This is a genomic window from Protofrankia sp. Cas8 (assembly GCF_963555845.1).
GTDB lineage: Bacteria > Actinomycetota > Actinomycetes > Frankiales > Frankiaceae > Protofrankia.
In genome coordinates, this window is record NZ_CAUVXI010000168.1 from 1,377 (window position 1) to 12,772 (window position 11,396).

The following is an 11,396-nucleotide window of genomic DNA, read 5'->3' on the forward strand; positions in this document are numbered from 1 at the left end:
GGGGGGTGGAACTGGGGGAGAAGAGATAGCCGGAACCGGCGGGCTGGCGACGGAGGGGGTCGCCAGCCCGCCGGTGCACCACCTGCTCGCGGCTGCCTGTGCGGTTTGAACGGCCGCGACCACGACAGGCCCCAGGGTCTGCCCGAGGGGTTCATACCGATTCGCCCCTTCTCCACCGTACGACATCGGATACCTGCCCTGATATGGGCACATCTCACGCCGTTCACGACGCGACCGGCGTCGCCACCTTAGAGCGCCTGGCAATAGGGGACGCGGCGTCGCGGTCCAGACCAGTCGCGGGTCACCCAGGTGACCCGGTGGGCTGCCGGCTGTGAACGCATCCGCCCGCGGCATGCGGTCACACATCCGGGGTACCACCTAGTCGGTCAAAGGGTAGGCCAACGGTCGCGTGATCATACTTCCATACGCGCGCCCGGTGGCCCCGAGTAGTCGAGAGCGCTCGCGGTGGTCGGCGGCACGGCACGCACCACTGGTCGCCGCGGGTCCGCAGATCTGGTCAGGCTATCTGGCCAGAAGGAGAGGGGATCCGCATGACTACCGCACATCAGATCATGCACCGGGACGCCGAGTGCATCGGTGAGACCGAGACTCTAGTGGACGCCGCCCGCAGGATGCGGGACCTCGGCGTGGGCTCGCTGCCGATCTGCGGCGAGGACAACAAGCTTCGTGGGATCATTACCGACCGCGACATCGTGATCAAATGCCTCGCTGAGGGAAAGGACCCCCTGACAACGCGGGCCAGGGATCTGGCGCAGGGCCGGCCGTTCTACACCGACGCGAACGCCGACCTTGATGACGTCATGCGCCAGATGATGGACCACCGGATCAAGCGTCTTCCCGTGATCGAGAACAACCAGCTGGTAGGAATGATCAGCGAGGCCGACCTGGCGAGAAACCTCCCCGAGGACAAGCTGGGCCAACTCGTGGAGGCCATCAAGTCCGGCCCCGCCGATCGCCTTACCTGACCTTGTCTTACCTGACGTCGCCTCATCTGACGTCACTGTTCGGGCCAGGCGATGCGCGAAAGCAGCTCCCCGCTCGTATCATTCGGCCTGGACGGGCGGGGAACTCAGGAAACCGGGAACGAATCCGGATCCACACTGCTGGTGCTGGCGTTGCCGCCGACGCTCTTGTACAGCGTCAGGGTGAAGGTCGTGTACTGAGTCTGCGTTGAGTAGTACTTCGTCTGGTATGACAACGGCTGGTCGAACTTGCTGAAGTCGCAGTCCCGGGTGAAGCGGGAAGCGGCAGCCTCCCAGTCCGTACCGGTGGTGAAGAACACGTCGAACGTCCCGTCCGGAATGCCATCGGCGGTCACCGTGGCACCAGCCCGGACGTAGATGTTCCGGATCAGCGTTCCACCCCCGGTCAGCTTGATCACCGCATCGGTCGTGGCCGCCTTGATGGTCAGCTTACCCAGACCGCCACGCTTTCCCGGGCCGAGACTGCCGTTGACAGGTTGGCGGTTGAGGTCCGGCTGGGCGGCCGGCATGAACGTCCCGACCTTGTACGACTGCGCGGGATCAGCAGACGCGATCGCGGCCGCGGCCGCGCGCAGCACCCGCGCGCCGTCACCGCTGGCAGCCCTCGGCATGCCAGCGCCGCCGGTGCACAGTGTGTGGTCACGGGCATCGCCGGCCAGGTTCAAAAGATCACTCTTCAACGCCGACAACGCAGCGACAAGATCCTGATGGGCGGACGCGACGTTGGCCGGGGGTCGGATCCGCGACAGCGTCAGGCCCTGGGTTCCCAGCTCGCCCGCGGCGCTCTTGAACGCGTTGGACAGGGCAGCCGGCGTACCGCTGAGAAAGACGGCCGAAAACCGAGGGGCAAGTGCAGAGTCCAGCGCCGAGAGGGCAGTCTGATATTCGCCTGACGTGATCGTGGTGGGAGTCGGGCTGGGCGTCGGGGTCGGGGTCGGAGTGGCTATCGGTGATGACGCGCGGCTGGTCGGGGACGTCGGCTGAGGCAACCCGTCCCGGCTACCGCCTCCGCCGCAGGACGTGGCTAAGCCGCCGGCGACCAAGGCGAGTACGCCGCCGCACATGACGAGCAGTCGACTACGCAGAAAGATCATGCCCGACACTCCATCGAGTCGAAACGACCTATGACGTTCAGTGTAGGACAGACCGCTCGCCGTGTACATTGAAACAGGGCTATTGCGTCGTGGACGGTGCTCTTATACGATGATTCCGCTGTCGCGGATTCGCCGGATGTTTTTCTCGTAGAACAGCTCGTAGGCGGCTATCTCATCGGTCAGCATCTCGACGTCAAGCTCTCCGCGATGATCACGCCGCAGCTGCTCCGTGTCGACAACCGCACGGTAGACAAAGGTCGCGTTGCCCTCCAGCCGCGGGATCTGGGAACCGTCCGGACCAGACGTGACACGGCACACCGAGCTGCCACCCGGATTACGGACCACGACCGCCTCGTCCGCAGAGACATGACCGAGCCTGGAATACACCATGCGTGACGCGACCACCCCGGACCCACATGAAGGGGTCAGCCCGGCTCCCCGCTCGAAAGTGCGGACAAAGATTTCCCGCGGCCCCGAGAGCCGGCATATGAACGACACGTTGGCACCGGCCGGGAGAACCCGCGGTATTTTCGCCGCCGCGCCGCCCACGGCCACCAGCTCGCCCTCGTCATACTCGTCGACAATCGCGACGAGGTGCGAATTGGGAACGGCGACACCGGTGAAGCGCAGCCGCGGATGCAACTCCGCGATCGTGGTGTCAACGTGCTCGGCGCCTGGGCTGACGATCGGGACGTCCGCGGCCCGGAATGTCACCGGGGGAAGCTCTACCGCCACGGCGGGGACGCCGGCAGCAACGTCCTCGATCCGTTCAACCCGGAACCGGCCGCCGCCCGTCGACACGTCCACGATCTCGACACCTCGACGTTCGAGGATGAGTCGACCAACACATCGCAGACCGTTACCGCATAGTTTGGCCGGTGTTCCGTCCGGATTGAAGAAGAACGCTTCGGGCACTTCTCGTGCATCGTCCACGAAATACAGACCGTCGCTGCCCAGCGGACCCTGCCGGTCACAGACGAGCCGAACGAATCCGATGAGTTCAGCAGTCGTCGCAAAAAGCTCGCCGGGCCGACCGTCGACAATAAAGATGTCATTGCTTGAGCCATGCGCCTTCAGCAGCTCGAACTTCACCGCAGCCCTCCCACCTCGACCTGCGGTTCAGTGTAATGCGACGGCGGGAAACGGGCCGGGCGCCGGCGGGTCGCGCGATCCCGACGCTGCCCACCGCACGCTCGCCGCGTTCGACGACCTGCTGCGCCTGGCACTCTGCGGTGTTCAGAGCGCCAGGCGGAACCGGTCAGGCTGCCGCGCGGGCCAGTGCAGCCTTCTCCGCGGCTTCCCGCGACTGCTCAGCCAGCGGGACGAGCTCGGCCATAGCCGGGTTGATCGCAGCCATCGTCAGTTCGACGTGGATGAAGCTGATGTCGGTCGCGCCGAGCGCCCCGAACACGTGCCGCAGGTACGGCTCCTGGTGATCGTTACCCTCCTGCGGGGTGCCCGGTCCGTACGCCCCACCGCGGGCGGTAACGACGGTGACCGGCTTGCCGGTGAGCACGCCGGGGCCGCCTGTCATGTCGACCGTCCGGCCGAGGGCGATCACATTGTCGATCCATGCCTTGAGAGTCGAGGTGATCGACCAATTGTACATCGGGACGGAGACCAGCAGGCTGTCGGCCGCCTCGAGTTCGCTGATGAGCGCCTCGCGAGCCTGCCAGGCCGCGGTCTGCTCAGCCGTCCGCGCCTCGTCCGGGGTCATCGAGGCTGTCACGCCGTCCCAGCTGATGTGTGACGGCGGGGTGGCGGCCAGGTCCCGGTGAACGACGGTGCCATTCGCGTGGCTGGCGGCCCAGGCAACGGCGAACTGGCCGGCGACGGCCCGAGACGCCGAGCCCGGGCTCACGCTTGAATCGATGTGCAGGAGTGTGGACACGCGATCTCCTTGCCGTGGTGGATAGATGCAAAATCAGATCATGCCGACAGATAATCATCTTCCGTGGCACACATCATGTGCAGAGACTATCTCAGACGACGAGCAGTAGGATCGGACGGGTGGACCATTCGGAAGTACGGGTCGGGGTGACCGAGCCTGCGGCCGTACTGCCCGAGGAGCTCCACGAAGACCTCAGCTGGTTGCTGAGCCAGGCCCTGCATGGGTTCCTTCAGGCGGCACAGGCCGCGGTCGGGGACTTTCCCGGCGGACTACGCGGGCTTCAGGTGCTCTCGGCCACGGCCGGCGGGTGTGAACGCAACCAACTTGGGGTCGCCCGCCGCCTCGGTGTCGACCGCTCCGTCATGGTCCGCCTGATCGACGACCTCGAACGCGGTGCGCTGGTCAGACGGTGCCCCGATCCGGCCGACCGGCGGGCGCGCATAGTCCGCCCGACCGAAGCCGGTCACACCCAACTCCGGGAGGTGACCGCCCGCCTACGCCTGGCCGAGCAACAAATTCTGGCACCGTTGACCGCCCAGGAGCAGATCAGTTTTTCCGACGCCCTACGGCGCGTGGTCGCCGGTGTCCTCGCCTCAGGGCTGCCGCCGGTGCAAGGTCCGGTCACCGGCCAGGGAACATGCCCGGACGCACCGGCGACAGAAACCTGACCAGGACGGTTTCACCGTCCTCACCCTCACCGACTGCGTCGCGGCGGCATCCCAGAAGGAACATTCCATCGCCAATGACCTTCGGATGGTCTCGCCTCCGATGGTGTCGACGGACGCGATCATCGACCGGGTTTCCATCGGGATCGCGCGGGTATCTTCTGGGTCTTTACCGAAGGACCGAAGCAGACCGGCCCGGCTGTGGGTCGGGTGCGGGGGGCCATGGTGCCGTCAGATCAGGAGTCGGCCGCCGGAGTGCACATGGACCGCGGCCGGCTGGGCCGAGCGCCTGGGCAGTCACGCGCAAGCCAGGAGGACCCGAACATCATCGCTGAGCGCTCCACCGGCGCAGGCCCCGGCAGCCCGTATCCAGTAGGCACGGAGCACCTACGGACGGAGCACCTAGGCACGGAGCACCAGAGCAGTCAAACGTCCACGACCGGGAGCACCGAAACGGCCATAACCGCCGCGACGACGGCTGCGACGACGACGGCTGCGCTCCCAACAGATCTGGCCCAGGTGTTCGACGCGGGCGGCGCCACCGGGGCCCTGATGCGTGACCTGGACTGGTCTGCGACACCGATCGGCTCCCCGTGGGCCTGGCCACAGGCTCTGCGGACAGCCATCGGCATCTGTCTGTCGTCCCGGTTCCCCATAGTTATCTTCTGGGGGCCGCGGCTGGTGAAGATTTACAACGACGCCTACATGGCGATGCTCGGCGACAAACATCCGTCCGCGATGGGCCGACCAGCCGAGGAAGTGTGGTCGGAGATATGGGATGCCATCAGGCCGATGTTGTCCACGGTGCTGGCCGGCGAAGGAGCTTTCCGCTACGAGGACGAAATGCTTCCCATGAATCGGCACGGCTATCAGGAGGAGTGTTATTTCACGTTCTCCAACGGTCCGATCCGGGACGAGTCCGGTCATGTCGGCGGTGTATTCAGCGCGTGCACGGAGACGACCGCGCAGGTGGTTGGTGCGCGTCGGCTGCGGACGCTGCGGTCACTGGCATCCAGCACGAACGAGGCGCGAACCACCCAGGAGGTGCTGGAACGGGCAGCCACGGCGCTCGGCGAGGCCCGCGCCGATGTTCCGTTCGCGCTGCTCTATCTGGCCGGCGGCCGCGATGACGGCCGCGATGACGGCCAGACTGGTGACGGGGCTGCACCTGGCCATGCGCCCACCCTCCACCTCGTCGCCTGCGAAGGCATGGACACCATCGAGGCGGCGAGTACGACGTTGCCCAGCGAAGCACGTGCGGCGTTCGACGAGCACGAGCCGACCCTGGTCGAAGGGCTGGCAGTGCCCGCGCCACGGCTTGGTGTCGTCAGACGGGCGCTCATCCTGCCGCTGCGGGCGGTGGGCGCGCGCGGAGTTCTCGTTGCGGGGGTCAGTCCCCGGCGCCCATGGGACGACGACTACCGCAGCTTCTTCTCCCTCGCCGCCGATCAGATCACCAGTTCGATGTCGAACGCGGCCGCATATGCGACAGAACGCGATCGAGCTATAGCGCTGGATGAACTCATTGCGGCGAAGACGACTTTCTTCGCCAACATCAGCCATGAGTTCCGTACGCCGCTGACGCTGATGCTGGGCCCTGCGCAGGACGCCCTCACCGACGAAAGGTTCCCGCTCACGGAGGTCCAACGCGAACGGGTCGAGCTGGTCCGCCGCAATGCGCTACGGCTGCTTCGCCTGGTCAACAACCTGCTGGACTTCGTCCGGATCGAGGCCGGCCGGCTGGAGCCCCAGTACGAGCCCGTCGATCTGGCCAGCCACACCGCGGACGTGACACGTATGTTCCGAGCCGCGACCGAAAAAGCCGGCCTCGCCTTGGTGGTGGACTGCCCGCCGTTACCCGAGCCGGTGTGGATCGACCGTGACCAGTGGGACAAAATTATCATCAACCTGCTGTCGAACGCCCTCAAGTTCACGCTGCACGGCACCATCAGTGTCCGGGTGGCCGCGGTGGATGAGGGCCCGACCTGTTGGGCCGAACTGTCGGTCACCGATACCGGCATCGGCATCGACCCGGCCGAGCAGGTCCGACTGTTCGAGCGGTTCCGTCGTGTCCCGAATGCCGGCGGGCGCTCGCACGAAGGCGCGGGCATCGGCCTCGCGCTTGTCGCCGAACTCACCGCTCTGCACGGGGGCAGTGTCAGCGTGCAGAGCGCGCCGGGAGCCGGTAGCACCTTCACCGTCCGACTACCGTTCGGTCACGCACACCTGCCTACCGACAGTGTTGTCGCCGCTGGCCACGGTGACCGAACGTCCGCGCCTCCAGATGCTCTCACCGAATCCGCGGATGGGCTTCTCGCCGAGGCGATGCGGTGGTCCAACCGGCCGCAACCCGACGCCGGGGACAGAAGCCGCGGCACCGGGGGCAGTACGCACGGGGCAGACCGACCCATGCACGCTGCTGCCGTGCGCCCACCTCCAGACAGCGATGACGGCCGGGCGCGGGTACTGGTCGTGGACGACAATGCCGACATGCGTGACTACCTCGTCACGCTGCTGTCCGACGACTACGACGTGACGGCAGCGGCCGACGGGGCCGCGGCGCTCCGCCGAATCCGGAGCATTCCGCCGGACCTGGTACTCACCGACATGATGATGCCGGGGGTGGACGGCTTCGCGCTGCTCGCCGCCATCCGTGCGGACGCCTCGACCGCGCATCTGCCGGTAGTCGCGCTGTCGGCGCGCGCAGGAGAGGATGCCGCGGTCACCGGGCTTGAGGCAGGGGCCGATGACTACCTGACCAAACCGTTCTCGATCGCGGAGCTGCGAGCGCGGGTGCGGGCAAACCTGGAGCTGGAGCGGGCACGCCGGGTGGGCGCGCACTATCTGCACCTTCTCGACGACTTCCCACTGCTGATCTGGCGGTCTGGCACGGACGGCGGATGCGACTACTTCAACAACACGTGGCTTTCGTTCACCGGTCGCACAGTCGAGCAGGAGCTGGGACACGCCTGGACGGACGGTGTGCACCCGGAGGATCTCGATCGTTGGGTCAACGTCTACCGCGAGGCCTTCGATGACCGCAAGCCCTTCGAAACGGAGTATCGGCTGCGCCACTCGGACGGCGATTTCCGATGGATACTTGATGTCGGCCGTCCTATCTTCGACCTGGCGGGCCGCTTCACCGGATACATCGGCTCGTGTCTGGACCTCACCGAGCGACGGCGGGCCGAGGAAGCGGTGCGGACGACGGCGGTGATCGAACAATCGGCTGCCCGTGAACACCGGATAGCCGCCGAGCTCCAGCGAAGTCTTCTCCCCACCACATCCTTCGTTCACGGCACGCTGCACACCGCCGTGTACTACCGCGCCGAAGGCGAGACCGAGGTCGGCGGAGACTGGTACGACGTGATCGATCTCGGCGCCGGCCGAACCGCGCTCGTCATCGGTGACGTAATGGGCCGTGGGGTGCGCGCCGCGGCCGTCATGGGACAGCTGCGCGCGGCGGTGCGTGCCTACGCCCGCCTCGACCTGCCGCCGGCGGATCTCCTTGAGCTGCTCGACGGGGTTGTCCGCGATCTCTCCGAGGACTCGATCGTGACCTGTGTCTATGCGGTCCACGACCCGCTCGACCACTCTCTGACCTTTGCCAGTGCCGGTCACCTGCCCCCGCTGCTCATCGACCCGACCGGTGCGGTCCACCAGTTGACCGAGGGATCGGGGCCTCCCCTGGGCGCCGATCTTCCGGAATTCACCGAACAGCGGGTGGCCCTCCCCCGGGATGCCGTGCTGGTCCTCTACACCGACGGGCTGGTCGAGCAACGCGGCCGTGACATCGACGCCGGCATCGACAAGCTCTGCGGATACCTGGCCGGATCCCGCGACATCCCTCTCAACGCACTACCGGATCTGCTCGTTGACCGGATGCTCCCCGGTGACCAGGACGACGACATCGCGTTGCTGCTCGTCCAGGTCGCACCGCCGTTGTCAGCAGATGGCACGTTGTCAGCAGATGGCGGTCAGCCCATCCTGCACATGGAGATCCCCGACAGCTGTCAGGGTGTACGGGAGGCCCGCCGGGCTGCTGCCGCGGCGCTGGAATCCTGGCGGATCCCACCGGGGCGTGCCGCCGACGTCGTTCTGGCGGTCAGCGAGCTCGTCACCAACGCCATCCTGTACGGGAAACCACCCATGAACCTGAGGTTACGACCGGCCGGAGGCGAACTGGTTCTCGACGTCCGCGACGGTAGTGCCACCTTGCCACGGCGGCGGCGAGCGACCGCAGACGACGAGCACGGCCGCGGTGTACATCTCGTCTCGTTGATCGCGGATCGCTGGGGAGCGCGAACCACCGACAGCGGCAAGTCCGTCTGGTGCACCTTCATGATCGGCCGCCCGTAGAACGTTCACCCCTGGCCCAGGTTATGATCTACCTCTGCCCCAGGTGATGATCGGCGCGAGTTTGTCGCTGTGTACGCTTTTCGGCCGGAAAGGCGTACCCGACGACAAACTCACGCCGATCTTGCCGTTGGCCGCGGCACGATTCAGTCGTGAGCTACAGCCGGAGCCAGCCGCACCCGCACCCGCAGCCGCATGCACCGGCCACCGACCACCGGCCGCGCCAAGGGAACCGCCTGAATCAACGCCCGGCGCTGTCCCCGTCGGCGAGGCTGACATGTGCCGCGATCAGACGCCATCCATTGGTGTCGTGGACCCAGGTGCGGGTGTAACGGACCCGGGCGACAAACGGCTCGCCGTCCATGATCCCTTCCAGGGTGCCGAGGAACCAGGTCACTCCGGTGTCGCCGACCACCAGCACCGCGAGGTCCTCCTCATCGACGCGCGTCATCGCCTGCCCGCCTGATCCGTGGACGTGCAGATCGTCCTGCTTGGTGTAATGCCTGCCGTCCGGCCCGGTGAACACAAGCCGGTCGTCAATCAACCGATCCAGCGCCGCGACATCCGAGGCCAACTGTGCCCGCTGAAGACACCGTTCGGCATCACGCAGCGCCTCGGCGCCGGCCACGCCCGTACCACCGGTACCACCGGCCCCGCAGCCGGCGACATTCGGGGATGATGGGGATCCGACACGAAGGCGGTTCCCATCCGGGTCCCGGACCTCGAACTCACGTGTGTTCCACGGAGTATTTTCGACATCGGCGTTCAGCTCCGCTGCGATCACATCGACGTTCGGTACGCGGAGATAGACCCGCGTGTCGGGTCGGGCGTCACCGTTGTGCTCGGACAGGAAGAGCCGCGCCCGGCCGCTTGCGACGCACACGAATGCGGGGATCCCGGGTTCGAAGCGGTGCTCCCACTCTTTGACGAAACCAAGCCGCGTATACCAGGCGACGGCTCTATCGGCGTTCGTGACGTGCAGGATGGGTATCGCTTCCTCGTCCACGCCGGCAAGTGTGCCACTGTGGCCCCGGGCGGTGGCCAGAACGAAAATCGCAAGAATCTGTTGCTACCCGGCCTCAACCACCGGCGGATGTTCCGGGCGTCCCGGTGGCCATCGGGGCTGGACCCCCGCAGGTACCCGGCGTGCACTCCTGGAGCACCAACGACTTGCCCTGCGGAGACCAGCCAGGCGGCCAGGCGATGTTCGTCGATGACGACCATATCGGCCCGGCCGGTGCAAGCGGCTTGAGGGAGGGGAGCGGCAGGGGTGGGATCTGCCGAGCTGACGGTTGCGGCGTCGCGTGCGGACGGGCGACAACCCGCCTACCACTGGCCGGAGATTGGCTCCCGGCGTTGGTTGGACTGCTGCCCGGCGGACGTTCCGCCGCGCCTTGGGTACTTACCGCAGGTGATGGTGCGCTCGGCGACGCCGTCACTTCGTCGGCGGTCGAGCCTGCCACGGGCGAGGGAACAGAAACCGTCGAGAGCACGGAGGGCGTCGGCACAGGCATGGGTACATGCGCCGCCGTCGAGTGTCGTGAACACGCAGCGATCGCAACCAGTGCGCTCACCGTCATCAACCCAACACGAAAGACCATCTTCATTCCGCTGGGCACCCGATCCTTGGGCTGCCAGAGCAGTCGACCGTAAAACATAAAAATCAGTATAAAACCTTCTAGGCCTATCCGAACATGAACATTCTGGAAAGATCGCTACTTTTACCCAACAGATACGCAACAGATCTACCGATTAATTACCAGCGGAGCTCGGCCATCGCCGCACGCACAAATGTTCCGAAGAAAGCAGCGTGAAGCATGTGCGACCCTCCACCGAACCTGGGGCGGTTCATGCCCACGATCATGCCAGAATAACCTAAAGAACCCGGAACGGTTCAACCAGAACGATTCGCTTCCCTAAACTGCGCAAAAAGAGACTCGCCTCGGTCGTTGATCTCGAACACAGAGGCAACCGGATGCAAAGCCGGATCAAACATTTCAAGCATCTGGCGGACCTCTATCATTGGTATGCCAAGAGCTTCATTCAAGACGCGCATCAAATTAAATGGAGTTAACACAAAGGAGTCGTCTCGCCGCAGGGCCTCGAGGATATCCATGAATGTCCGCCCTGTCGAAACCATGCGACGAATAGTGCCGACCAGACTCGGCAACTCGATCACCTACCTGGTAAATAGAACCTGAACGTTTGTATAGCGCCCCAGATCACCAGTCGCCTTCACAACCCGCACGCCAGCAAATCCGTATCGGGCCGCCATTCTTCCCGTAAAGGTACTAGCGGCCGCATCCTCTAGATTCATACCACTTCCGACCATTTCATTAAACGTGTTCAAGTTACTTGGCATAGCTGAAACCCATTTACCCTGAAG

General features: G+C 65.4%; 8 protein-coding genes and 2 pseudogenes. 3 read left to right on the forward strand and 7 right to left on the reverse strand.

Going from position 1 to position 11,396, the window contains the following annotated elements:
* Window positions 1-551 precede the first annotated feature (551 nt).
* Window positions 552-986 carry a CBS domain-containing protein gene (locus tag U9977_RS20185; protein ID WP_322750852.1) on the forward strand — a complete coding sequence of 145 codons (435 nt, stop codon included), beginning with the start codon at window positions 552-554 and terminating at the stop codon, window positions 984-986.
* 104 nt (window positions 987-1,090) lie between these two features.
* Here the strand turns inward: U9977_RS20185 and U9977_RS20190 are convergent, their stop codons facing one another.
* From U9977_RS20190 to U9977_RS20200, 3 genes are all read right to left on the reverse strand, one after another.
* Entirely contained in the window at window positions 1,091-2,098 is a 1,008-nt protein-coding gene (locus U9977_RS20190; protein WP_322750853.1) for a hypothetical protein, read from the reverse strand.
* Window positions 2,099-2,200: 102 nt separating this feature from the next.
* Window positions 2,201-3,190 carry a diaminopimelate epimerase gene (gene dapF / locus U9977_RS20195; RefSeq protein ID WP_322750854.1) on the reverse strand — a complete coding sequence of 330 codons (990 nt, stop codon included), beginning with the start codon at window positions 3,188-3,190 and terminating at the stop codon, window positions 2,201-2,203.
* A 166-nt stretch (window positions 3,191-3,356) separates the two neighbouring features.
* A complete protein-coding gene (locus tag U9977_RS20200) occupies window positions 3,357-3,989 on the reverse strand; it encodes an FMN-dependent NADH-azoreductase (RefSeq protein WP_322750855.1) in 633 nt (210 codons plus the stop codon).
* A 119-nt stretch (window positions 3,990-4,108) separates the two neighbouring features.
* On the opposite strand from U9977_RS20200, the gene U9977_RS20205 reads away from it, so the two are divergent.
* Window positions 4,109-4,657, forward strand: coding sequence for a MarR family winged helix-turn-helix transcriptional regulator (locus U9977_RS20205; RefSeq protein ID WP_322750856.1), 549 nt, complete (start codon window positions 4,109-4,111; stop codon window positions 4,655-4,657).
* A 516-nt stretch (window positions 4,658-5,173) separates the two neighbouring features.
* On the forward strand, window positions 5,174-9,013 hold the full coding sequence (locus U9977_RS20210; RefSeq protein WP_322750857.1) for a SpoIIE family protein phosphatase: 3,840 nt from the start codon (window positions 5,174-5,176) through the stop codon (window positions 9,011-9,013).
* Between the two features lie 238 nt (window positions 9,014-9,251).
* On the opposite strand, the gene U9977_RS27130 is transcribed toward U9977_RS20210, so the two are convergent.
* The 4 genes and pseudogenes from U9977_RS27130 to U9977_RS20225 form a co-directional block, all read right to left on the reverse strand.
* Window positions 9,252-9,620: a nuclear transport factor 2 family protein gene (locus tag U9977_RS27130; protein WP_416210712.1), complete on the reverse strand. Its 369-nt coding sequence runs from the start codon at window positions 9,618-9,620 to the stop codon at window positions 9,252-9,254.
* 66 nt (window positions 9,621-9,686) lie between these two features.
* Window positions 9,687-10,016: pseudogene (locus U9977_RS27135) on the reverse strand (bleomycin resistance protein); the annotation flags it as partial.
* An 888-nt stretch (window positions 10,017-10,904) separates the two neighbouring features.
* Window positions 10,905-11,189, reverse strand: a complete 285-nt coding sequence (locus U9977_RS20220) for a hypothetical protein (protein WP_322750859.1) — start codon at window positions 11,187-11,189, stop codon at window positions 10,905-10,907.
* Window positions 11,190-11,396 (reverse strand): annotated as a pseudogene (locus U9977_RS20225) (hypothetical protein); the annotation flags it as partial.